Source organism: Halovenus halobia, assembly GCF_051414135.1.
Classification (GTDB): Archaea; Halobacteriota; Halobacteria; order Halobacteriales; family Haloarculaceae; genus Halovenus; species Halovenus halobia.
The window spans coordinates 13,002-34,794 of sequence record NZ_JBLKOA010000009.1 but is presented as its reverse complement, the minus strand read 5'-3'; the positions used below and the strand labels follow the sequence as shown (position 1 = coordinate 34,794).

30 protein-coding genes, 5 tRNA genes and 1 pseudogene are annotated in these 21,793 nt (G+C 56.4%); 11 read left to right on the top strand and 25 right to left on the bottom strand.

What is annotated here, in order from left to right; translation table 11 throughout:
- Window positions 1-3: 3 nt before the first annotated feature.
- Both ACMGFM_RS15815 and ACMGFM_RS15810 read right to left on the bottom strand, forming a co-directional pair.
- Window positions 4-1,173, bottom strand: coding sequence for an NAD-dependent epimerase/dehydratase family protein (locus tag ACMGFM_RS15815; RefSeq protein ID WP_436903633.1), 1,170 nt, complete (start codon window positions 1,171-1,173; stop codon window positions 4-6).
- Between the two features lie 74 nt (window positions 1,174-1,247).
- Window positions 1,248-2,696, bottom strand: a complete 1,449-nt coding sequence (locus ACMGFM_RS15810) for an RtcB family protein (protein ID WP_436903632.1) — start codon at window positions 2,694-2,696, stop codon at window positions 1,248-1,250.
- A gap of 270 nt (window positions 2,697-2,966) precedes the next feature.
- Here ACMGFM_RS15810 and ACMGFM_RS15805 point away from each other — a divergent pair, with 270 nt between their 5' ends.
- Window positions 2,967-3,215, top strand: coding sequence for a hypothetical protein (locus ACMGFM_RS15805; RefSeq protein WP_436903631.1), 249 nt, complete (start codon window positions 2,967-2,969; stop codon window positions 3,213-3,215).
- 34 nt (window positions 3,216-3,249) lie between these two features.
- Window positions 3,250-3,675 (top strand): HVO_A0114 family putative DNA-binding protein, encoded by a 426-nt coding sequence (locus tag ACMGFM_RS15800; protein ID WP_436903629.1) that lies wholly within the window; start codon window positions 3,250-3,252, stop codon window positions 3,673-3,675.
- Window positions 3,676-3,849: 174 nt separating this feature from the next.
- Here the strand turns inward: ACMGFM_RS15800 and ACMGFM_RS15795 are convergent, their stop codons facing one another.
- Both ACMGFM_RS15795 and ACMGFM_RS15790 read right to left on the bottom strand, forming a co-directional pair.
- Entirely contained in the window at window positions 3,850-4,572 is a 723-nt protein-coding gene (locus ACMGFM_RS15795) for a hypothetical protein (RefSeq protein ID WP_436903628.1), read from the bottom strand.
- Between the two features lie 18 nt (window positions 4,573-4,590).
- Window positions 4,591-4,995 (bottom strand): hypothetical protein, encoded by a 405-nt coding sequence (locus ACMGFM_RS15790; protein ID WP_436903627.1) that lies wholly within the window; start codon window positions 4,993-4,995, stop codon window positions 4,591-4,593.
- Window positions 4,996-5,370: 375 nt separating this feature from the next.
- Here ACMGFM_RS15790 and ACMGFM_RS15785 point away from each other — a divergent pair, with 375 nt between their 5' ends.
- From ACMGFM_RS15785 to ACMGFM_RS15765, 5 genes are all read left to right on the top strand, one after another.
- Entirely contained in the window at window positions 5,371-5,625 is a 255-nt protein-coding gene (locus ACMGFM_RS15785) for a hypothetical protein (protein ID WP_436903626.1), read from the top strand.
- 87 nt (window positions 5,626-5,712) lie between these two features.
- Complete coding sequence (locus ACMGFM_RS15780) at window positions 5,713-6,786, top strand: hypothetical protein (RefSeq protein WP_436903625.1); 1,074 nt, start codon at window positions 5,713-5,715, stop codon at window positions 6,784-6,786.
- 262 nt (window positions 6,787-7,048) lie between these two features.
- Complete coding sequence (locus tag ACMGFM_RS15775) at window positions 7,049-7,177, top strand: AbrB/MazE/SpoVT family DNA-binding domain-containing protein (RefSeq protein WP_436903624.1); 129 nt, start codon at window positions 7,049-7,051, stop codon at window positions 7,175-7,177.
- 5 nt (window positions 7,178-7,182) lie between these two features.
- Entirely contained in the window at window positions 7,183-8,421 is a 1,239-nt protein-coding gene (locus tag ACMGFM_RS15770; protein WP_436903623.1) for an RNA-guided endonuclease InsQ/TnpB family protein, read from the top strand.
- A gap of 133 nt (window positions 8,422-8,554) precedes the next feature.
- Entirely contained in the window at window positions 8,555-9,172 is a 618-nt protein-coding gene (locus tag ACMGFM_RS15765) for a zinc ribbon domain-containing protein (RefSeq protein ID WP_436903669.1), read from the top strand.
- A gap of 22 nt (window positions 9,173-9,194) precedes the next feature.
- Here ACMGFM_RS15765 and ACMGFM_RS15760 read toward each other — a convergent pair whose 3' ends face one another.
- The 6 genes from ACMGFM_RS15760 to ACMGFM_RS15735 all read right to left on the bottom strand — a co-directional run bounded on the left by ACMGFM_RS15760 (window position 9,195) and on the right by ACMGFM_RS15735 (window position 11,412).
- On the bottom strand, window positions 9,195-10,016 hold the full coding sequence (locus tag ACMGFM_RS15760) for a nucleotidyltransferase domain-containing protein (protein ID WP_436903621.1): 822 nt from the start codon (window positions 10,014-10,016) through the stop codon (window positions 9,195-9,197).
- A 56-nt stretch (window positions 10,017-10,072) separates the two neighbouring features.
- Window positions 10,073-10,372, bottom strand: coding sequence for a hypothetical protein (locus ACMGFM_RS15755; protein WP_436903620.1), 300 nt, complete (start codon window positions 10,370-10,372; stop codon window positions 10,073-10,075).
- Window positions 10,373-10,422: 50 nt separating this feature from the next.
- A tRNA-Gly gene (locus ACMGFM_RS15750) sits at window positions 10,423-10,497 on the bottom strand.
- Between the two features lie 11 nt (window positions 10,498-10,508).
- A complete protein-coding gene (locus tag ACMGFM_RS15745; protein WP_436903619.1) occupies window positions 10,509-11,063 on the bottom strand; it encodes a hypothetical protein in 555 nt (184 codons plus the stop codon).
- Window positions 11,064-11,121: 58 nt separating this feature from the next.
- Window positions 11,122-11,197 (bottom strand) — tRNA-Glu (locus ACMGFM_RS15740).
- Window positions 11,198-11,341: 144 nt separating this feature from the next.
- Window positions 11,342-11,412: transfer RNA gene (locus tag ACMGFM_RS15735), tRNA-Pro, on the bottom strand.
- A 123-nt stretch (window positions 11,413-11,535) separates the two neighbouring features.
- Between ACMGFM_RS15735 and ACMGFM_RS15730 the strand changes: the two genes are divergently transcribed.
- A complete protein-coding gene (locus ACMGFM_RS15730) occupies window positions 11,536-11,661 on the top strand; it encodes a hypothetical protein (RefSeq protein ID WP_436903618.1) in 126 nt (41 codons plus the stop codon).
- A gap of 30 nt (window positions 11,662-11,691) precedes the next feature.
- Here the strand turns inward: ACMGFM_RS15730 and ACMGFM_RS15725 are convergent.
- The 3 genes from ACMGFM_RS15725 to ACMGFM_RS15715 all read right to left on the bottom strand — a co-directional run bounded on the left by ACMGFM_RS15725 (window position 11,692) and on the right by ACMGFM_RS15715 (window position 13,288).
- Window positions 11,692-11,756: transfer RNA gene (locus tag ACMGFM_RS15725), tRNA-Asp, on the bottom strand.
- A 12-nt stretch (window positions 11,757-11,768) separates the two neighbouring features.
- A tRNA-Gln gene (locus ACMGFM_RS15720) sits at window positions 11,769-11,844 on the bottom strand.
- Between the two features lie 1,126 nt (window positions 11,845-12,970).
- Window positions 12,971-13,288 (bottom strand): hypothetical protein, encoded by a 318-nt coding sequence (locus ACMGFM_RS15715; protein WP_436903617.1) that lies wholly within the window; start codon window positions 13,286-13,288, stop codon window positions 12,971-12,973.
- Window positions 13,289-13,380: 92 nt separating this feature from the next.
- Between ACMGFM_RS15715 and ACMGFM_RS15710 the strand changes: the two genes are divergently transcribed.
- Entirely contained in the window at window positions 13,381-13,725 is a 345-nt protein-coding gene (locus tag ACMGFM_RS15710) for a hypothetical protein (RefSeq protein ID WP_436903616.1), read from the top strand.
- A gap of 265 nt (window positions 13,726-13,990) precedes the next feature.
- On the opposite strand, the gene ACMGFM_RS15705 is transcribed toward ACMGFM_RS15710, so the two are convergent.
- The 12 genes and pseudogenes from ACMGFM_RS15705 to ACMGFM_RS15655 all read right to left on the bottom strand — a co-directional run bounded on the left by ACMGFM_RS15705 (window position 13,991) and on the right by ACMGFM_RS15655 (window position 21,079).
- Complete coding sequence (locus ACMGFM_RS15705; protein ID WP_436903615.1) at window positions 13,991-14,647, bottom strand: DUF7437 domain-containing protein; 657 nt, start codon at window positions 14,645-14,647, stop codon at window positions 13,991-13,993.
- A gap of 62 nt (window positions 14,648-14,709) precedes the next feature.
- Window positions 14,710-14,883 (bottom strand): annotated as a pseudogene (locus ACMGFM_RS16685) (DUF8112 family protein); the annotation flags it as partial.
- A 346-nt stretch (window positions 14,884-15,229) separates the two neighbouring features.
- Window positions 15,230-15,625: an HVO_A0114 family putative DNA-binding protein gene (locus ACMGFM_RS15700; RefSeq protein ID WP_436903613.1), complete on the bottom strand. Its 396-nt coding sequence runs from the start codon at window positions 15,623-15,625 to the stop codon at window positions 15,230-15,232.
- 38 nt (window positions 15,626-15,663) lie between these two features.
- Window positions 15,664-15,957, bottom strand: coding sequence for a toxin-antitoxin system TumE family protein (locus tag ACMGFM_RS15695; RefSeq protein WP_436903612.1), 294 nt, complete (start codon window positions 15,955-15,957; stop codon window positions 15,664-15,666).
- 207 nt (window positions 15,958-16,164) lie between these two features.
- Window positions 16,165-16,572 (bottom strand): DUF8112 family protein, encoded by a 408-nt coding sequence (locus ACMGFM_RS15690; RefSeq protein ID WP_436903610.1) that lies wholly within the window; start codon window positions 16,570-16,572, stop codon window positions 16,165-16,167.
- Window positions 16,572-17,039 (bottom strand): AAA domain-containing protein, encoded by a 468-nt coding sequence (locus ACMGFM_RS15685; RefSeq protein WP_436903609.1) that lies wholly within the window; start codon window positions 17,037-17,039, stop codon window positions 16,572-16,574. The genes ACMGFM_RS15690 and ACMGFM_RS15685 overlap by 1 nt, the downstream gene beginning before the upstream one ends.
- Window positions 17,040-17,515: 476 nt before the next feature.
- A complete protein-coding gene (locus tag ACMGFM_RS15680) occupies window positions 17,516-17,767 on the bottom strand; it encodes a type II toxin-antitoxin system HicA family toxin (RefSeq protein ID WP_436903608.1) in 252 nt (83 codons plus the stop codon).
- A 3-nt stretch (window positions 17,768-17,770) separates the two neighbouring features.
- A complete protein-coding gene (locus ACMGFM_RS15675; RefSeq protein ID WP_436903607.1) occupies window positions 17,771-18,034 on the bottom strand; it encodes a type II toxin-antitoxin system HicB family antitoxin in 264 nt (87 codons plus the stop codon).
- A 124-nt stretch (window positions 18,035-18,158) separates the two neighbouring features.
- Window positions 18,159-18,632 (bottom strand): helix-turn-helix domain-containing protein, encoded by a 474-nt coding sequence (locus ACMGFM_RS15670; protein WP_436903605.1) that lies wholly within the window; start codon window positions 18,630-18,632, stop codon window positions 18,159-18,161.
- A gap of 121 nt (window positions 18,633-18,753) precedes the next feature.
- Window positions 18,754-19,164, bottom strand: a complete 411-nt coding sequence (locus tag ACMGFM_RS15665) for a DUF8112 family protein (protein ID WP_436903604.1) — start codon at window positions 19,162-19,164, stop codon at window positions 18,754-18,756.
- Window positions 19,161-20,048 carry an AAA domain-containing protein gene (locus tag ACMGFM_RS15660; protein WP_436903603.1) on the bottom strand — a complete coding sequence of 296 codons (888 nt, stop codon included), beginning with the start codon at window positions 20,046-20,048 and terminating at the stop codon, window positions 19,161-19,163. Before ACMGFM_RS15660 ends, ACMGFM_RS15665 begins: the two co-directional genes overlap by 4 nt.
- The gene (locus ACMGFM_RS15655) at window positions 20,045-21,079 is read right to left on the bottom strand and encodes an AAA domain-containing protein (protein ID WP_436903602.1); all 1,035 of its coding nucleotides are present in this window, start codon (window positions 21,077-21,079) and stop codon (window positions 20,045-20,047) included. The genes ACMGFM_RS15660 and ACMGFM_RS15655 overlap by 4 nt, the downstream gene beginning before the upstream one ends.
- Window positions 21,080-21,181: 102 nt before the next feature.
- Between ACMGFM_RS15655 and ACMGFM_RS15650 the strand changes: the two genes are divergently transcribed.
- Window positions 21,182-21,376, top strand: coding sequence for a DUF7557 family protein (locus ACMGFM_RS15650; protein WP_436903601.1), 195 nt, complete (start codon window positions 21,182-21,184; stop codon window positions 21,374-21,376).
- Entirely contained in the window at window positions 21,377-21,775 is a 399-nt protein-coding gene (locus ACMGFM_RS15645) for a PIN domain-containing protein (protein WP_436903600.1), read from the top strand.
- Window positions 21,776-21,793: the final 18 nt, after the last annotated feature.

The following is a 21,793-nucleotide window of genomic DNA, read 5'->3' as shown; positions in this document are numbered from 1 at the left end:
TGTTCAGTCCTCGAGAACGCCCGGGAGGAACCGGTCCTCATGTGCTTTCACGCGCCCGTCGTATCGGAGCAGCGTCTCGAAGATATCCGAGACCGCATCCTCGAAGGACTGTGACTGGCCGTCAATGAGGTCCGCATAGCGGTCGTTTTCGATCTCCATCTTGTGTTCCTCGTCCTCATCGCGTGGGTTCTCGAAGTGTTCGACTGCCACGTCGAGGCCGTGCTCCTCGCCAACGTCGGCGATCGTGTTCGCAATCTCGACGATGCTGATTGCTCGCGTAACTTGGTTGTAGACGACGTGGTCGTCTGGTCGCTCGTCCGGGTTGGTGAGTGCGAGTTGTGCGAGACCTTCGACGGAATCTTCCAGCGAGACGAATGGTTTGCGCTGCTCACCCTTGCCGTAGACTGTCACCGGATAGCCTGTAACTGCCTGCGCGCAGAATCGATGCGCGACCGTTCCGAAGTAATAATCGAAGTCGAAGCGGGTGTTCAGACGCTCGTCTGCGCGTGTCTCTTTTGTTTCTGTGCCGTAGACGATCGCGGTTCGGACATCGCTGACCGGGATATCGAACTGCTGGTTGGCTAGCCGCATGTTCGCCGCGTCGTGGCTCTTCGTCAGGTGATACCACGATCCCGCCATCGCTGGGAACGGTACCTCGTCGCGTTCGTCTTGGTTCTCCATCGTCGCGCCGCCCTCTGGGATTGGGAACTCCGGCGCGCCGTAGACGCCCGTGGTCGTGGTTTCGATGAAGTGCGTGTCGGCCATGTCGTTTTCGTGAAGGCCAAAGAGGAGGTTTCGCGTCGACTGGAGGTTGTTGTGCTGGGTGTAGTTGGCGCGTTCGCCGTTGATTTGTGAGTACGGCGCAGAGGGTTGGGCCGCTGTGTGGACGACGGTGTCCGGTTCGTGGACTTGCAGGAGTTTGTCCACTTCCGCGCGGTCGGTAAGGTCCGCTTCGACGAACGAGAGGTTGTTGAGGTCGTGGACCTTCTTGGCGGCTTCGAGGCGATCGTCGATGTCCGCGATTGGGGTCGCGCTGACGCTGCCGACTTCTTCGACCCACTCGCGGCGCGCGAAGTTGTCGACGAGGACGACGCGGTCGTCGGTTCGTGTGGCGATTCTGAGTACGGTCGGCCAGCCGAGGTAGCCGTCACCGCCCGTGACGAGGATGCTCATGGTTACTCAGAATGTGAGTAAGTACATAGGTCTTTTCGTGTAGTTTGGCTGTAGCGACCTTCGACTGTGTCGCGTTACTCCAGTGCCTTCAGATTGTGCTGCACATCGAGCCAATCGAAGACGGCAGCGGTGGGTTCGATTGCGCTCGCGATTTGGCTCGCCGATTTGTACGCCATCGGTGCCTCATCGAGCACCGATTCGTCGATTGATTCGGAGTAGATGCCATCCATCGCTTCCTCGAACTCTCCGACAGAAATCGTCTCTGCGGCTTCACGACGGCTCATCGTCCGACCAGCGCCGTGTGGCGCGGTCCGGTTGTACGACTCGTTGCCCTTCCCGCGTGCGAGGACCGAACCATCGGCCATGTTGAACGGGATCACGAGTCGCTGGTTGTCTCGTGCTGGCGTTGCGCCTTTTCTGATCGTCAGATCGCGAAAGTCGATGTAGTTGTGGATCGATTGGAACCGCTCGCGGGGTTCGATATCGAGTGCAGCACAGATTGCGTCGCTCATCAACTCGCGGTTCCAACGGGCGTACTGCTGAGCAAACAGCATATCCACGTAGTAGCCGTGTGCCTCACGACCCTCCAGCCAGTCTAAATCGGTGTTGCGATCCTCGATTGTTTTGCGTGGCCGAGAGAGTGCCTGAAAGACCTCGTCGACTTCCGCTTCGTCGAAGTCGGTCCGAATTGCGTCTTTCCGGAGGTGGGATTCACCTTTACCGCCGGTCACCCACGCGAACAACTCCTCGTCGCTGACGGCCGTCGGATCGAACTTGAGATAGTCGTGATAGTCTGCGGGAAGCGCCCGCCGGATCGCGTCTGCATCACGGTACTCGGTTGCTTTGGCCTGCCAGTACTCGGCGACGGATTTGCCCAGATACCGCGAGCCGCTGTGGATGATCAGCCAGTAGGTGCCGGCGTCGCGGGCCTGTGCGAACTCGACGAAGTGGTTGCCGCCGCCCAAGGTCCCCGCGCTCTTGATGATGTGGCCCATCCCTTGGCGCTGGTCCGCGAGGACGCGTCGACAGAGCGATTTGAAATACGCGCCGTCGTAGCCGTCGAACTCGAAGTCGATCGGGTCGATTGACTGGCCGAACCGCTTAGGATAGGCCGTCTCGAACTGCTCGAAGACGGTGTTTGCTCGCTCGAAGGGAAACTCGTTGACGAGGTGTGGCGCATCGTCGTACGCGTGGGTCTGTTGGCCCATCGGCACGGCAGCACGAACTCGCTGCTCGCGGGTCGTGTGGTCGAGCGGGAGGGTGTCGCCGAGATTGGTTGCGGCCATGCCACAGCCAACATCTAAGCCGATGATATTTGGAACAACTCGGTCCGGCAGCGGCATGGTGAACCCGACCGGCGCGCCCGCACCGACGTGTGCATCCGGCATCGCTCTGACCGGTTCTGTGAAGGCTGGATGGTCGATCAGCGTTTGAATCTGTTCGAGACAGTTCTCCTCGATGAGCGACTCGTCGTCGACCATCACTCGGGCGTCGGTGTATTCACCGGTCAGTTCGATGGGCATCGGTTCGTCTTTCGATTGACGGGATGGGGATTTGAGTATGGTGTTGGTGTGTTGGTATTTGCCACACTCCTATACAGATTAACCATTCAAACTCTCAACTTGCAATATACGGAAGACTTGATCCTCCACAGAAAGTATTTATTGTACTGTGATCGATGTTGTCCTGATGTCCGCTCAGCCGCTCGTCGGAAAGCCACGCCGTCAATTTGCTGTCCGCGCGACCGCCTCCCCGAGGCCGTAGCGGGCGGCACACTGGTGGTGTGGGTACACATGGACGACAGAGAACTCCTCCGGCGCGAACTCCGTGCCACGCGAGAGGAACTGGTTCGTAAACAAGCACGGTCTACGGAGGGTCAGCCTATCGAAGACAGTCAGCTCCCGCTGATGCCGGATCGCAAGGAGCGTTTCCTCCGGATCGCGTTGATGGGTACCGACGAGCTGGAAAGGCATATCGAGCGGTTGGAACGCGACCTCGCTGATCTCGAAACAGGGTTCGAGGAGGGAGAAGACACTGACTGATCACCGGTGCCGTTCGTAACTGAGGTGAACAATCATGGCCACGACTGGAACTGACGATTCGACAGAGACCGAGCGTGTCTTGCACATCCGTTTCGAACAGAGCAACACCGAGTGTATCGAGGAGACTCTCCGTGCGCTTGACGCGGGCGACGACCCTGCGGCGTACTTCGAGTGTACCTTTCACGACCCGGACCAGTTGCATCAGGTGACGCGTCCACGAAATCTTGAATTGCTTCGGACGATTGCACAACACGAGCCAAGTGGGATTCGCGAGACAGCTCGGCTTGTTGATCGCGACGTGAGCCAAGTCCACCGCAATCTCGGTGAACTTGCAGATCTGGGTCTCATCGAGTTCGAGGCAGACGGCCAATCGAAGCGGCCCACTGTCTGGTACGATGCTATCGAGGTGGAATTACCCCTGCAGACGGACGATCAAGACTCCGAGCACGCTGACGCCTGATTCTCGGCCCTTGGTTGTCGGACAAAGCCAGTGAGTCTGTGATGATTCTTTGTCTCTCTCTTGTTCGTCAGCGAAGCGCTTGATGAATGGTTCCAAACGGAAGTCGGTTAGCGTCCTTTGTGTGTTGTCTATTCTACTCAGTCTGATCGGAGAAGGGGGATTTTGTACGCCGCTTCAACCTTGCCAGCCATTAGCGGAACTCGTTGGCTGAGGAATTTCCTCGCGGGCATCTCCATATGCTAGATCAGCCGGTGCTGGGTGGGTATCGTACAGACAATCATCGCACGACCACCAGACACTGCCGAGCGGTGCGCTGCACTCGACGTTGATATCACCGCTGTTGCAACTCGGACAGTGGAGCCAATCGTTGAACATGCGCTGCTGGTCGGACTCGTCGATGCGAGCATCACACTCCCGACAGGCAAAGGTCGCTCCATCTGCATCGAGATCTGTAATCAGCGCGATGGTCCCGCTCCCGCTGGCGCAACTTGGACAACTCACCCACGACGCTGCATCTGACCAGTGGGCAGGCCGGAGCGTGTGGATCTCTTTGTAGACCGGTAGATTGTCGTTCTCCGCACGGCTGAGTACTTGATCCAGTACACGTTCGAGTCTGAACGACCCAGTTAACTCCCTGATGGAACTGGTCGGATAATATTCGCTCTCGTGCTCAGTGAGCGTCAGCGGGTCGCGGACGGCCAGTTCGTACGTCTCCCCATGCCCAATTACCTCGCCGGTCTCTGCATCGCGTCTATGGCGATCATCAGGAAGGTGTAGCACGTGGAGATACGGAGAGTCACGTCTGGTTTGAGTGAACGTTTCCGCCGATATCGCCTTCTCGTATACCTCCGCGATGGGAGTGAGTGACCGTGTTGCAGTCCGCTTGTATGGTGTCATACTGTCGTTTGTATTCGGTTATTCTACTCGCTCGAACCCATCGAGGCTGCCGTGGGTGAACGTAACCTGGTATCTGACGAGTGAGTCGACAGCATCGAACGACTCTGTGATCTGGAAGCGGCCGTGGTACGACTCTCGTTCAGTCCAGCCGTCGTGAATGCGTTTCATCATCCCCACATAGTAGCGGAAGTCGTCCTCGTCAACATCCTCGTCATCCGCGTATGGTCGCTCTTCTGGCGGAACTGGTTCCGCATGCCACTCTTTTTCGAGCAACCGGCCGTCTGCGGTGATCTTGAACGTGTTCATGCAGGGTCTGTCGATGCCCTTCGTCTGCCAGTTGACTTCCTCTGGTGGCGCGACACCGTCCGGGTAGTTCGGCAGGTGTACGCCGTCGTACAGTTCGACGATATCAAATAGTCCCATAATTTCACCTCCTGCAATCCAATCACACTGATCGGGTGCTAAGGCCGACGGTGACAGTACACTGTTTTTGTGAGTGTGTATTAACGCTGTTTGACGTATGTCCTACTATGTCATGGCCATCTGACGACGACTCCGATGGGAAATACGATAGTATTCTGCTCTCCAAGAGACGTGTCACGAGACCACGCAGGCTTTGAACCGATTGTTGATTGTTCGCATACCCGCAGAAAGTACTTATCCAATTGCCCGGTACAGGAGACAGATGCACCGACGGAAAACGGATCGGACCGAACAACAACGCTGTTAGTGAGCGGTCTGCGCGACCGCCTCTTTGGGCCGTAGCGGGCTGTGTCCCTGACAGCGTGGAGCAAACACATGGATGACGCCGAACTCCTCCGCCGAGAGCTTCGGGCGGCACGAGAAGAACTGGTTCGCAAGCGATCACGCCAGTCTGAGGACCCGGGAAAGACGGGAGATGCGCTGCCGCTGATGCCCGACCGCGATGAGGAATTTCTCCGGCTTGCGTTGATGAGTATCGACGACCTGGAAACACACGTCAAACGGCTTGAGCGTGATCTCGACGATCTTGAAGACGGGTTCGACAATCTGGAACGAACTGAGACGGAGTAACACAGTCTCTGATATTCCTGTCGAGGTGTGTGGTGGTAACTAACATACGATAAGAACTGCTTTTACCAGTCGAAATGAACTGCGTCTGTGAAGGTCTACCCGAAGATTCCGCGCTACGATCATCCGGTCGTTCCGGACGAATTCTTCGATGCCGATGATCTGCTTCTCGTCGAGAAGTTCGACGGGAGTTCGTTCCGGTTCACGCTGTATGATGAGCGGTATGGTGATCTGTATCCGGAGCAGGTAGCCGCGGCAGCTGACGGCGACGGCAGCCTTGTGTTTGGCACCCGACGCCAAATTCGTGGGAGTCATCGAGATTCACTGGATACCATCGACGGGGCACTCCACCGGGCCGTGCGATGTCTCCGCGAGGGTGTCGACGAGACGGTCCTACGAACTGCCCACGAGGAGTTTGGCTGTCCCGTCGTGGTCTATGCTGAAAACATGGTCTACTCCACAGTGGACTACGGCTTCACCGAGCAGGCTGTTCCAGCACTCGCCGCCTTCGATCTGTTGCCGTTCGACGCGATCGAGACGATGACACCAAGAGGAAATCCCTACGAGGAAACCTTCGAGGGATTCTGCTCGGCGTCCACTGCGTGGGACGTGTTCGAGCGACTGCAGATATCGGCTGTTCCACCCGAATTCGCATTTGTGCCTGCGACACGTCTCGATCAACCTGAATCAGGATTCGATCCAGATACCTACACCGTCCCCGAGTCTTCGCTGGCGAACGTTCGTATGGAGGGAGTCATCGTTCGGAGTGACGAGCGGGCACGCCGGGTGAAGATTCTCAGGGAGGGCTTTCAGGAGCGAAACCGCGAACAGTTCGGGAGACAACCCGACGACGCCAAGACAGGTGCCGAATATGTTGTCGCAACATACTGCACGTCGGGTCGGATTCGGTCGGTGCTCAGGCAGCTTGTTGTTGAGGAAGGCCGGGAATTCGGATTGCACCTGAACGAGGAGTTACACGAGCGTGTCGTTGAAGATATCTGGGCAGAGAACTGGCAAGAGTTGATGACTCTCGATCGGTCGTTCACCCCGGCAGAGATCTATCCGCTCGTTGCACAGCGGTGTATCTCGGAGTTGCGCTCGATGCAGACGAATGCCGAATTGAACGATGTTGCGCCGACAGAGATCTGGACACATCTGGAGTGAATTGTTCCGGCATGCTGCTAACTATTTAATAGATTGACACTGCTACATGGAGTATGAAGATCGAATCGGATACCATCTACCGACAGGATGAGCACGATGAAGTGCTCGTCCTTGGTGTCCACCAGCGGTATGACTCATACGATACAGACGAAAATACGGGTGCCGAGAACGGGATGTACAGGCGGTTGAGGCGACTGCCCCGGGGCTTGACCCTGGGGTTGAAGCCGACAGCATTATACTGCTTGAATCTGCACAGTTCAGTATGGGGAAGATGGAATGTTACCCGAAACTGCGACAACGCGGGGTCGTCACAATCCCAGAAGAAGTCCGAGACGGCCTTAATCTGGAAGAAGGTGACCAGCTAAAACTCACCGTCCAAAAACTCGACTGACAACGATGAAACACACGCTTCGCTCCCGTGCGTACCTGCCTGACGACGTGGCGAGTGAAGCGTGGTACCAGATTGACATCCTCCGTCAGATTCGTAACCACGCTGTCCGAGACTACTACAATTCGGACTACAACAACCGACCATCTGACTACGACCAACACGCCAAGCTCACCGAATGGACAGACCGCTGGCCGACCTTTGCAGAACCATCACGACACGCCGCACAACAAGCTATCAGCCAGATCCACAGCGATTTGGAAACGATCCAAGAACGCCGAGAAAACGGCTACAATGTCGGTCGGTTGCAGTGGCAAGGTACCGGTGAATTTCGGTCGGTATCGTACAATCAACCCCGTCGCTGGAACGTGGATCACAACACGGGCGACGACCGATTCGTTCGACTCCGACTCGAAAAAATCGGCTGGTTCAACGTCCGAGCAGACCGTGACGTGCCACCAGCGGAAGCCATTGAGGAGATCATCCTGAAAAAAGAGACTACGGGTGAGTGGTACATCTCGCTGGTGACTAGTCCCGAAGACACGCCAGAAAAGCCATCACTAAGCGAGGTTGAACCCGAGGACTGTATCGGTGTTGACCTCGGCATCACCAACTACATCCACACATCCGAGAACCTGTCCGTAGGGACCCTTAGCCTGTCAGATGAGTACGACCGCTACGGACGCGAGCAGCGGAAACTCGACCGGAAAGAACACGGCTCTGCCAACTGGGAAAAGCAACGCCAACAGGTCGCACGAGTCAAACGCAAAATCAAGCGCAAGGTCGAAGATTTCCAGCACAAACTCACGACGTGGCTCGTCAAAGAGTACGACGTGGTGGCCGTCGAAGACTTGGATGTGAAGCCGATGCTAGAAACCAGTCAGAACGCGAAAAACAAACAGGACGCCGCGTGGTCACGCTTCATCGAGTTGTTGGAATACAAAGGTGACCTGCACGGCACGCACGTTGAAACGGTCGAACCTCGCGGAACGACGAAAGAATGCGCGTTCTGTGGTGTCGAAACGGCCAAGCCGATCTGGGTGCGCGAACACTCGTGTCCGGCGTGTGGACACGTGGAAGACCGCGACCTCAACGCGGCGAAAAATATTCTCAATCGTGCACTGCGGCAGTTAGGGGCGGGACGCTCCGAATCAACGCCTGTGCAGACTGCGCTCCCTACGTTCACACCTCAACGAGAGGCCGTGGATGCAAAGCGCGTCGTTGAAGCAGGAAGCCCCGGGGCCTGACCCCGGGGTGCGTTCACGTGCGATACGCCTACGAGTGGGATAGATATGGAGCGATGCCTGGAGCCACTATTGTCGATCCGATTGAAGAATTCACTACGGCTGTTGGAGAGAAAATTCGTCGGTTTGATCATGTCTGACGACGGCCAGAGCTGTTTATTCCATTGGCGACAGGTTCGGATGCTGGAGCGAAGACTATCTGCACCAATGCTCGAACGGAATCATCGCACAAGCCCAACAACATGGCTGTACGCACATCGCGTTCGAGGACTTGGAGCAGATTCGAGAACGTATCAGCGACGACAAGAAATTCCAGCAATGGGCATTCCGCGAACTTCAAGAACAGACCGAAAACAAAGCGGAACCGGCTGGCATCGTGGTCGAAACAGTCGAACCGTCCTACACCAGCCAACAATGCTCGAAATGTGGCTGTACGCTCGAAGAAAACCGTGACGGCCAACGGTTCCAGTGTCTCGACTGTTCGTACGCGGCAAACGCCGACTACAACGCGGTCGTCAGACCCCGTCTGACGGGTAGCAAACGCGGAGCGTTTGCGACGGCGAAAAATGTCGCCCGGAAACTCGCGCTCAAACTCCAGCGAGGGCAGAAGCCCCCCGCTGGAGGGGCGTTCTGTCAGTACGCCCTGAACTCGGGGATAATGACCGTGAACGCTACTGAAGTGGCGTCCGACACCTATGTATCGGCAGAACGGGAGTCCACCGACAAGCCAACGGGTTCAGCCGTTGGTAGCTGATGTCAGGAAATCGCGTCCAGTTTCAGATTCGAACTGTTCGCATCCAGTCGTCGATTGCCGACCGATATGCACTCTTGTCCGGATCTGGGAACGAATCCAGTGTGTTGAATTGATCGTGAATTGCGTTGCGTGCACGTTCTTCGAGTTTTTCAGGAACAAACTCTGCATCAGACGAGCGCTTGTGGCTGACCAGATCCTCGACAACTGCTTCATCACTACCATCGACTGCCTTGGCTAATTCAAACACATCCGCCTCGATATCCTCGAATTCGACGACATACTGAGCGCCGAGCAGTCCCCGATAGACGTAAAGAAACTTCTTTGCGTCAGGTGCGTAGCCCTCAACTTTCTCCGGATCGAGATGTTTGTAATAGTTCGATTTTGCCATGCCAAGATATGCGTGCGGAACGTTCAGTGGAAGATGCTCGCGAATGAGATTCTGGAGTGAGTCAATTTCCAGTGGCATCCCGTTCATGACTGTTGGCGCCTCAATAACGAGTTCGATGATATTGTAGTTCGCTTTCGCCAGCAGTGAGCCGAACTTTTTGAGTTCATTACTCCGGAGATCGACCTCCGCGAACGCTTCGAAGCCATCGGTTGTTCCGTCCATATTGACAGTCACTTCCTCAGTGGGGGTGTCCAGATAGGCATACTCTTCAGCTGGCGCGAGGTGGAGACCTCGAACGTCAATGTCGCTTTCTGCGCTATCGAACCCATAGATGTGACTACCGGTAACTGCATAGAACCGTGGCTGGTTCTGTGTTCCTTTCTGTGCGACGGCCTTTTCGATGAAATCGCGTAGTTCTGCTGCGCTATATGTCAGGTCGAGATCTTTGATCGTCATCTGTCTAGTCCTCTTCGCTCGTGGATACTATTCGCATCGACAATGCGCGAATATCTCTACAGAGAATCTGGCGTCAGTTGGTCGATGGAGTCGATGCAGACTGTCTCGGCGAGTCGTTCACGAAGCTCATTGATAGTTACTGTCGCCTCGATAGTCACAGCAACCGTCGCTATGGTCGCGGACAGTCCGGGTTGAATCCCGCGGAGTCCATCAACACTGACCGCACGAACGCCCTCGATAGCTGCCAACCGCTGCTCGGCTTCGGTTGTGAGATCGAAGCCGGCGCCATCTGGAATACGAACGGCAACGATAGCCGTTACAGTCGTGACTGTCGGGTCTGTCTGAGTAGTTCCCATATCAATCACCTCGTGAGCGCCGCGCGGTCGTGCCGCGACGCACGCTCTGATGCGCGAGGAGTGATTCGAACACTCGTTTCGGCCATGGCGAGGCCGCGTGATCGGCCAAGCTACACCACTCGCGCAAAAAATTGAACTAGAATGGGTCGAATGTCGTGATCTCGTCGATGACCTCCCCGACCTCCTCGGTGTGCTCGATGAATTCAAGCACGTTCTCCGACCAGCCAGAGATGTTGTAGACGCCCTCGTAGCCTTCCGGCGTGACGAGGTCGCCGTACGATGCTAGGTCAATCATATACAGCGACGCCTCCGAAGCAACAGCCTCTCGATACGCGTCGAACTCCTCACGGATCATGTTCGCGTCGTCGCTGAACCGAACCCGTGAATCCCAGATCTGCATGTCGGTGAATACAACAATTCGGTCAACCACGATCTCCTCCTTGCGGAGGTATCGAACCGCCTTCCATCCGTTCGTCGAGTTCCCGACCTCTTGGTCGATACCCAGCAGTGCATCCTGGCGCTGAAGCACTGGTGCGTCGACGTGCATCTGGACGGCCTGGAAGTCGTCACCGAATCCACCGACACGAGCACCTCGGTCAGCGAGTATCGCTCCGAACAGCGAGCCGATTTCCTTCCGCGCGAGGGTACTGTTGTCAGAAAGATGTGCGTCCATTGATCCTGAAAGGTCCACAGCAACGAACGTTTCACCCAGACCGTCCGGAATGGTCTCGACGGAGTCGATTCCGGAGTGCTCCCGAGGGGAATTGAACCCCCGACCTCCAGCTCGAAAGGCTGGCGTCTCTCGCCAACGGAGACTCCAGGAGCAAACCAGTATATGCCGGGACCAACTGGTCCTGAGGCCGACCTCATCTCGGTCAGCCGGACGCCTGGAGAAGGAGTCGAACCGAGAACCCGTTGCCGGGCTGCCGTAGCAGGTCAGTGAGGTCACCAGTCCTCAGACACGGCAAGTGAGCCGATGAGGATTCGACCCTCAGTCTCGTGCACCCAAGGCAGGGATCGTGCCACTAGACTACCGGCCCACAGAGGCTGCCGACCGTCGGCAGCTACTTGTCTATCGATACGTCTACGTGTGCGAGAGGAGTTGAAATCCCTCGCACACAGGAGGGCGTACTTTGGGGAGTCCGGGAATACCACATCGGGCCATGTCGGTTACAGACCCTGCCGGGTCCAGCAGTCCGCCGATGGAGGACATCGACCGGCTGCTGCCAACCTCGATGGGTATCCCCAGCGTTCGACACGCCGCCTACGCCGACGTCGGGACCGAGTGAAGTCTTAGACTTCACGAGGGTCGGAAGAGGTGTCTTCCGGAATTTGAACCCGAGCCACGGCCGCGACAGGGCCGCATGCTGCCGGACTGCACCACGTCGGCGTGCAGTCGCCCCGGCCGGAATCGAACCGGCGACCTCTGGATCCAAAGTCCAGCGTCCCTCGCCAGCGGAGACTCCGGGGCTGGTGAGTGGATTGATGATCCGCGATCCTCAGTGGAACTCTGTTCCACGGTGGACAGAGCAGCAGCTCTCGGTGGGGAACGGATGTAATACCAGCTCCTCTGACGCTCAGCGCGTCGGGAGCTGTCGTTCCGTTGTGGAACGCAGGTCAAAATGCCGCGAGCATCATCGCCTCGACTGATCCAACGGAGGGGTAGCAGTCTGGCTGGACAATGAATGCAGGCGACAACCCGTCTTTCCCGGCTCCGAACGGGTATTCCGTGTGGGAGCCAAGTTATGCGGGAGAAGGTGACCGGCTATCGCCGGCGGACATCTTGCCTTCGAGTTTGACGTCCTGCCAGCGATTGCCGTCCAATTGTTCCACACGCTGATTGTGTAGGTATTCGCCAGCCACGTGACCTGCGGCTAAAAGAGAGCAAACAGGTCGTGGGGTGGGGCGAATTGAAATCATCGTGTGGGAAACCTCCAGTTTGTGCGTCGTGTTTGACTTCACTCACAACCAAACGTGCCAGTTGTATTAACTCTAGTTATGGTGTGTTACCAATGGTCAAGACAGGCGTGAAAATCGTTGGATCCGATGTTCGAATGCCAGAACAATGATCGGGACAACCTTCGGCTGAACGCCGATCATCCTGGCTATGAGTGGGGTGTGTACGCTTGCTCGACGTTGGTCAACTAGCGAATCATGACCTGCCCCAGATCAGAGGATCTTGATGTGGAAACTCCGCTTTTGCCGTCTGTGGTGGGGTGTAGTACCGCGATGCGACATCATAGTATCCAAACTCAGGGGGGATACGAGCACATGCTTCAGCCAATCGCTTCTCGGCTGTGTGCGTGATCCCGAAATCGTCGTGAAAGCGCTCGAACATGCCGACTTGATTTGAGGTGTTCACTCGTTGTGGGGTGTGTGGGTGAGACTAGTCGGTGTGGATGTGTTTGTGGTGGAACACTCGACACAGTGGATTCGTTGTTTCGAGAAGTTCACGACACACCCGGGTGGGTGCTCTGATTTGTCAGTACCTGTTCTGAATCTTCATCGGAGCGTATCTGCTTCGACTGATGCTGAACAGTTGGTGGTCACGCACGATGTACTACCCTGTAACTGCGCCCGTAACCTCCCCCATCGGAGTTACGTCCACTCGTGGCTGTCCCACCCTTCGTAGTGCTTCAGGCGACTCTTGATCTCGAAGGCTTCCCACTCGCATTCGTCGTACAGTAGATCAGCGAGTGTTCCGAACTCGCCACTGTTCAGTTCGATACCGCGCTTCCCTCGATTGGTGATATAAGGAGCAGTCCGGAGTTCGTCAAACAACTCACTCGCAGTGGGATAGTCGCCCGTCTCGATAGCAGCTATGGAGAGGAGATTTTCCTCAGTGATTGGAGAGCCCCAGCGGTGCTCGGCTATCATTGCGGCGAGGAGAGCGCATTTCACTGACGGCTTGCGCATGTCTACTTATTCTCCTCCTCTATTATAAAAGGTGTTAATGGCTGTTTACGCCAAAAGAAACACCTATGTACGTCGATCAGTATAGTAAGCATATGAGTGAGTCATCGCAGGGACATCCGGCAGCGGAGAAAGACACTAAGGAGGCTCGTCTCGAGAACCCGAGTGGTGTCCTTCATCTCTTTCAGCACGAGAGTGTTCCGATCCTCCTCGACGCTATTCTTACCCTTCCACCGGGTCGGGAATTCAACAAGACGGAGTTTGCTGACCACGCTGGTGTCACTCGACAAACGGTGAGTACCTACATCGACCTCCTGCTGGAAACTGATATTGTCGAAGAGGTACCAAACACCTCGCCTCGCCGGTACCGTGTCGCCAAGAGCGATGTTGTTCAAGAACTCTTTGAACTGAACAGCGCGCTAAACGTCGCCGGGAACTAGCGAGAGCGAATCTGAGAGTCTTGTTGATACTTTTTGAGCGGGTAGATCAGACTAGGTTCAGTATATAACGTCTGTTTCTAGTCCAATCTGGTCTTTTACAGGCGATCAAGACGAATGCCTCGGAGTTTGATCCCATAGATGAAGTCGACATTCAATAAAATTGATGATTAAATGAATTCTCCGAATGTCGTCTCGCTCGCGGTACTCTAATTTCATAAGCCGGTCGTGTACTCAGTTACTCCTAACGATAGACGACAGCGGATGGTTACTCGTCAAGTGCGTCGAGAATCTCTCGATCTTCTTTGATGAGGCGATTGAGTTTCTCGTCAGCGGTCTCGTCTTCGATCAGTTGTGCAACCTCTTCATCACTATCATCACCGGGTTCGGCGTGATCCGCATCAGGAACGATTGCCAGGACATCGAGGACTTCTCGTAGCATTTCAAACGCTGCTGCACGCGAGATATCAAGAATCTCTGCAATTGCACGATGTGTCATCTCGCCAGCGGCGTACTGCTGGGATAGTGGAATGAATTCAGCAAGTGTCACAATCCCGTACTGGTCAATAAACCGGTCGATTTCCGGATTAGTTCCCCGCTGTGCGATGACACGGGCAAGCTCTGGAGTAACTGTGAATTCTGTCTCTGCGATCTGGATTGTAACCTGAAATTCCTCCGCACGGTACTGTGTACTGCCATTGACCGTCCCTATTTCAGTGACGAGGCCAGCTCGTTGGAGGAGAGCAATATACTTGTACGCGGTCGATTTTTCGATGCTGAGATCAGGCAATAATTCTGGGATAGTTGCCGAACCTTCCCGGAGTTGTACATACAACTCCGCAAATTTCGGCTCCTCGATGAGTTTGAAGATGGGAGAGAGATCAGACACGACAGTCTCTCGGGATGCGGTTCGGTCGGTTGCCATGATGTTTGCAGTTTGTGGTCCGCAAACTAAAAACTTAGTTATTATAAAAATAATCTCCCGCTTCAGGGCGGCGTACCGTCCTGTGGGTGGGAAACGGCGCTGACCGTTGGCTCGGCGAGACACAGTCGGTGCTGTTGCGTTCCTGTATCCGAGACGACGGCCAACTGTGCGTTGATCCGCGCTTCCGTCGCACCGAGCGTCGGCGTGGCGATATCATCCGGTGCGCAGTTGGGACACCGACACCGAGCGAGACGCTACGTGGTGTTTCGACAGTCCGGTAGGCGTACACCGACACCTGATTGCCTTCACCTATAGTAATCTCCAGAAGTATCTACTCACATCTCTCGCCACATCCCCGAGAACCAACGAGATACGGCATTCCTCGGCGGGTATACCTGCAAAGACTTCCAGATTCTACTATAGCTGGGTGCCACAACTGCAACAGCGGACTTCGAGCGAGGGCAACCCCACATGAAGCCCGGTGAACAATTGTTCAAGCGCGGCCACGGCGGCGTGTTCACTTGTTGGATCTTCATCTCCGGCGACCTGTAGCCCACCATCCGGTTCGACTTCTATTACTGCTCACACAGTTGCAGCATCAGCGTCATCTGCGTCCAGTGACAGCTCGATATCAATCTCATCAAATCGGACAACTGGCCGTTTTGACCGACCGTCCTCCTGCAGATCAATGACATTCAATGCGTCGAGTTCGGTCAGGTTGCGATGGACTTCTTTAAAATCGCGACCGACGAGATCGGCAGCTCCGCGCATACTTTCCGGTTCGTGGTGCCGAATCGCTCTGAGCAATGCAAGATTCGATGGGCTGAGCAGCCGTTGTAATTCTTTTTCGTTATCAAGGACGAGGACGTGTCGCTCATCCACTTCCTCACCACGTTCGAGGGCGCGGATATCCTCAAGTAGTTCGCTGTGCTGTTCGTCACTGTCCAGTCGAACTTCGAGTGTCTGGTTTTCTGTCATTGTGTCTCACTCCTAATGGGCTGGTGTGACCGATGAACTCACTCTGACTCCAACGCATTGAGTTCTCGTTCGAACCGCTGGATGAGCGTTTCCATCCCGGGAAATTCAATTTCTTCGACGGTATCAGTGGTGTGGCGTTCGTGGCCTTTCTGGCGTTCGTGTGCGTTATCATAGCGAAGTATCGTTTCGCAGTCGGTCGTTCCGTAGTGTAGCGTGTAGTCGTATCCACATGGATACTGATCGCTGTCTGTCCGACGCACGCGAATGTGTTTCACGTAATTTCCATCTTTCTCTGTTAGTTCCCGCTCGGTCTCGTAAGGCACCATCCACATTCGATGGTACGTCCCCCATCAATATAGGTTTGATGGGCTTATTCCCATCAATACGTTGGTAACTGCTGTGATGGGGTTAGCGGAATCGAGGGTGGTAAATTCCCATCCTCCAGGAGGCGGCGGAAGTTGCCGAGTAGGCAGGAGTCGTTCATTGTTTTGTATGGGGGAACAGGAGTTATGAGGGCCACAACAGTCTATTCGGGGGCGTCACGGTGGTGTACCGTCTGACGGTGAAGAGACTGCTGTGATTGTTGGCTCTGTGAGACACAACCGATGCTGTTGTGTTCTCGCATCGGAGACGACAGCTAAGCGCGCACTGACGCGACACTCTGTCGCACCGAGTGTCGGCGTGGCGATGTCGTCCGGCGCGCAGTCTGTACATCGACAGCGGGCGAGATGCCAGCGCGGCGTCTCCACCGTCCGATAGGCGTACACCGATACCTGCTCGCCTTCGCCCAACTGTGTATCACACCCAGTGCACCGGACCTCAAGTGACGGCAGCCCCACACGAAGGCCGGTAAAGAGTTGTTCAAGCGCGGCCACGGCGGCGTGGTCGCTTGTTGAATCTCCATTGCCGGTGACCTGCAAACCGCCGTCCGTTTCGACTGGCTTCATCACCGCTCACCTCCGATGGCCTCGATGTCACTCGGATATACCTGCACCGGCACGGCAGCGTGCTCAGTCTCATCATCACCGACGAACTCGCCGAGGGGCCCAGCCCACGCTGGCTGTGCGTCACGACCAACGGCCTGCGTGAACAACCGCGCCCAGACTGGCCCGTCGTCGAGGCGCTCGCTGTCCTCTGGGGCGACTTCGAATAACGCGGTGCTGCAGACGACGATGGTCAGTAGCTTCGATCGTGAGATGGCGACGAGGAGTCGTCGTGGATTAACGATGAACCGTTCCTCGTTTCGAGCGAATTGTGGATCGGAGACTGTCGCGGAGACGGCGATGATATCACGCTCATCGCCCTGATACTTCTCGACAGTGTTGGCTGTCACGGTGTCGGGTAACACGGTACTAAGTGTACCTCGTTGTGCGTTGTGCGGTGTGACGACTCCCACGCTCGGTGGCTCATTCATTGCTGCCTCGGGCTGCCCGTGTTCTTGTACCTGCGACGTGTTCGCGTCGCCGGCAGGCCCCTCGCCGAGGGTCCCGCTCGCACCGCCGTCCGGACGCGCTGGGGGCTCGTGGTGGACGTTGAGGCGAACGGGTTGATCAGGCGGACTTTGGATGGCTTCACCATTGTGTGCTCGCGGTCGTGGTAACCCACGAAGACGAGCGACGAGCCAGCCTCAAAGACCGCTTCTTGGCCTGCCGTGGCCAGCTCAACGCAACAGATCGGGAGCGATCATGGCTTGGCGGTGGTCAGCATGATTCCTTCGTTGTCAGGAGGCACGTATCGAATGTGGGAATTTCAGGGACTAATCGAGCGAGAAGTCACGCGAGGACTGCGTTTGCGCCAAGGGCGTTGGCGAGTACCTCTGTGGCAAAAAAGTAAGCGGTACGGGAGGAACGCCTGTCTGAACTCATATCTGTCGCTATCGCGTAGCACAATTCAACAGTTTCGTTCGATCCACTCAACCCATTCTTCGAACTCATCTGCGCCACACTGGTCGGCAATCGATCGGTACGTGTCCTGAGAGATTTTATCAGCCTCAGTCAATGGGACGGTGACGACCCGAACGTCGTCAGTTTCCGGATACTCGTACCGAAGCTTGACGTGACTCCCGGTCCGATCGACTGGTCTGAACCGTTTTGAGCGGAGTGCTTTGATGATTTCACGGCCGGAAAAATCAGCATACACCATTTCTTAGCCAAGCCATGGCGGCGGCGTCTCATCCTCATCAACCGCATCTGGATCAATTCCAATATCACGAAGGAATTGGTCTTCGTCCTCAACGGGATTCCCACCATCTTCGTGAAGCGCAAGTGCCTCTGCAAGCATGGCGAGGGCTTCAGCTTTTGAGTCACCGGATGATGCAACCCCGGTCTCAATATCTCGGGCCGTCACGAGATCTTCCTCGTAACTAAACTCGACGCCTTCCTTTCGGTGACCATCCGCTGTTTTACTCATTGCACGTTCGTTAGCTCGCCGCAATAAAAAGTGTATCTGTCCAACAATGGCGCTGAGCCGATTTCGGCCCACTTTATTTATTTCTGTCGACAGACGGCGTTCGCGTCAAGAATGATTCTCTCCATCACTTGAGAAGGTCGAGTTCGGATGCAACACGCAGGAAGTCGGCGTGCTCCATCCCGAGAGACGCACTAGCTTCTCGATAGGTTAGCTCACCGGCTTCGATCTCGTCCCAGAGGGCAACGATCTCGTCGAGAATCTCGTCACCGTATCGTTGCGTTGCATACTCTAGCGTCTGGCTCTCCTTCTCGACAGCGGATGCAATCTCGTCGAGGGAGAGTTCGATCCTGAAGTCGACCGCTGTATACGTGGCTGGCTTCTCTTGGAGTCGATCGAGGAGGCCTGCTTCGTGCAGTTCACGACAGTATTCGTGTGCTGTCGAGTGCGGTAAATCAAGCTCGCGTTTCAATTCCGTGACTGTGAACTGCTCGTGTGCTGCTGCGTAGGTCAAAATGTCCAACTTCCGGTCGTTTGCCAACTGTTCTCCGATTTCTTGGAGTTGCTTCCGGGACAGTGGTGCAGGATCAGTTGTGCTCATCGTTCTTGCTTGATATACGATATTCTCGTATATACGGTTTGTGTGTACGTCTCAATAGCTGTGACTGTGGCCCGCTGGAGGGCATCAGGGTGGCGTTCCCTCCGGTGGGTTTCTTATTTTGTCACGGTGACGTTCCATCTCGTGGCGACGAGACAGTACCGATGGTCGGTTCAGCGAGACACAGTCGGTGCTGTTGCGCTCCCACATCCGAGACGACGGCCAATCGCGCGCTGATCCGTACTTCCGTCGCACCGAGCGTCGGTGTGGCGATGTCGTCCGGTGCGCAGTCCGGGCAGCGACATCGAGCGAGATGCCAGCGCGGTGTTTCGACAGTCCGGTAGGCGTACACAGAAACTGTGGCGCCTTCGCCCAACTTGGCCCCGCAAGCACAACACCGGATGGTCAGTGTCGGCAACCCGACGCGAAGCCCGGTGAACAATTGCTTGAGTGGCGCCACAACAGCGTGTTCAGCAGTGGCATTCGCATCACCGGTGATGTGGAGACCACCGTCTGTCTCCACTGACTCCATCATTGATCACCTCTGTCAGTGTCGATGTCGCTCGGGTACACTTGCACCGGCACGTCCGCGTGGTCGGCAGCATCGTCACCGACAAACTCGCCGAGGAGCCCAGCCCACGCTGGCTGTGCGTCACGACCAACCGCCTGCGTGAACAACCGCGCCCAGACTGGCCCGTCGTCAAGCCGCTCGCTGTCCTCTGGGGCGACCTCGAACAACGCGGTGCTGCAAACGACGATGGTCAGTAGCTTCGATCGTGAGATGGCGACGAGCAACCGCCGGGGGTTCAGGATGAACCGTTCCTCATTTCGAGCGAATTGTGGATCAGACACCGTCGCCGAGACGGCGATGATGTCACGCTCGCCACCCTGATACTTTTCGACGGTGTTAGCTGTCACGGATTCGGGCAGGACAGCACCGAGTGCGCCACGCTGAGCGTTGTGTGGTGTGACGACACCCACGCTTGGTGGGCCATCTATTGCTGACGTGTCGTCCCGCGTGTGCGACGTATCTTGTTCGGGGCCCGGCCCCTCGCCGAGGGTCCCGCTCGCACCGCCATCCGGACGCGCCGTGGACTCGTGGTGGACGGATGAGGCGAGTGCGTCGATCAAGCGGGTTTCGATCGGGTTCACCATCGTGTGTTCGCGGTCGTCGTAACACACAAACACAAGCGATGAATCGGACTCGAACATGGTTTCCTGCCCTCCTGTCGCCGGGTCGACGCAGCGGGTTGGGAGCGGTCGTGCCTCGGCGGCGGTCAATGTAACCCCGTCCTCGCGATACTGGAACTGCGTGAGTAACTGTGCAAGTTCCTCATCGAACCGATGGGACTCCGTGAGTTGCTCGATCCGAAGCTGGTCGGCTGGGTGGGCTGGTTCACCCGAGGCGTCGCCGGTCATCGGTCACCTCCTGTGGGGTCGCTGTCTGCATCGGTAATGAATCGCGCGAGCGCGCTCTGTCGTGAGCCGCCGTCGGTGGCTGTCGGGTGGCGCTCAGTCGTCGCGGCGAGTGCTTGCACGTATTCCAGTGCGGAGCGATACGCCTCTGTCTCTGCAACCGGCCGGCGCCGCGTGTTCGCCCAATCCACCTCAGACACAGTCGCCAGTTGGCGGTGATCGCCGACGAGCAGTGTTTGCCCGTCGGGTTTGAGTGCGCTCGTGGCGAGGAAGAGTCGTGGCAAGTCGAGCATACTGGCTTCGTCGAGACAGACGACATCGGCCAGGCCAGGTTCGTACCGCATCGCCGCCGGGGCGGACGTGCTGTCGATGGCCGAGCATGTCTCTGCGACAATTCCGAGGACGCGATACAGCGTCGCCGGCGTTGCAAACAGGAGTCGCTGTGTCGGCTCGTCTTGTGTCATCGCACGCGCAATGCTCTCGATCGTTTCCGTGCCGGCGTCGCTGTGGTACGCGGCGTACGTAACCTCAACGCGAGATGTGTTGGCATCTGCCCGGACTGTGTCCACTGGTGGCGGTGTCGGCGTGACACGCACGAGATCGAGATCGGTTAGTCCCGACGTGGCTGCTCGCCAGTTATTGAGACAGTCGACCACGCCGCCGAGGACGGCATCGACGGCTTCGTGCGAGGGAGCAATGACAATGCCTGTGAACGACTGGTTGTGTTGTGCGCGTGCGTACGCCCGAGCCAGCAGGGCTGGTGCGGTCGCGCCGCTGGTTTTGCCCGTTCCCGGTGGGCCCTGCAGCGGAACGAGCGGGCGATCAACCGCCTTGATGAACTGCCGCTGGGCGTCGTTGGGTGTGAGACAGGCCTCGCTTGCGGCCATCTGCTCGCAGAACGCAGCGATGTCCGCTGGCGCAGCAACCTGGGCTGTTGGCTGTGGCTGGCTGCCTGTCTGGTGAATCGTCTGGAGCTGGTGCCAAAGCGGGTTATGTTGAGAACGGTAGCCGGCTAGTGTATGAGGATATATCATTAGAAGAAAAAAGTCGACGTGGGTGAGTGTGACGGATGGGGTTACACTGCGAGCGACAGTCTCACCGAAACTAATACACCTGTGAATTTAGTATAAATTTATATGAGCCGGACATCCATCCCTGTCGATGAGGCGACGAAGGACCGACTCGATGAGCTGAAACGTGATGACGAGACGTGGGACGAGTTTTTGGAACGAACTGCCCTCAGCAATAACCCAATCAAAAAGGGTTTCTTGTCTGCGGACGGTGCCGACGAAGCCCGGAAAAATGTTGAGAAGACACGTGAGAGCTTCTAGATGCTCTTTCTCGATAGTTCTGTAATCATTGCGTACAGTGAAGAACACCCTACCGTGGTTGAATACGTCGAAGACAGTGGACAACTGTTCACGTCCGCCATCTGTGTCTACGAAGTGGTCAACGGCGAAATGTGGGCCAGTGGAAAGAGTGCTCACACGATCAGAGAGGGCTTTGGCGGCGTGCAGTCGATCGGACTCAACGAAGAAATTGCTATGGAGGCTGCCCGGATGCAAACACAACTGCGCCGTGACGGAGACGAAATGGCTGTACGGGACCTCCTGATTGGCGCAACTGCCCGCACGACCGGGGCGGAACTCGTTGTTGCTGACTCTGATTTTGAAACTGAACACCTGCGTGAGTTCATCTCCGTTACGAACCTCAACGCTGGAGACGACTGACAAAAGCCACGAACACGT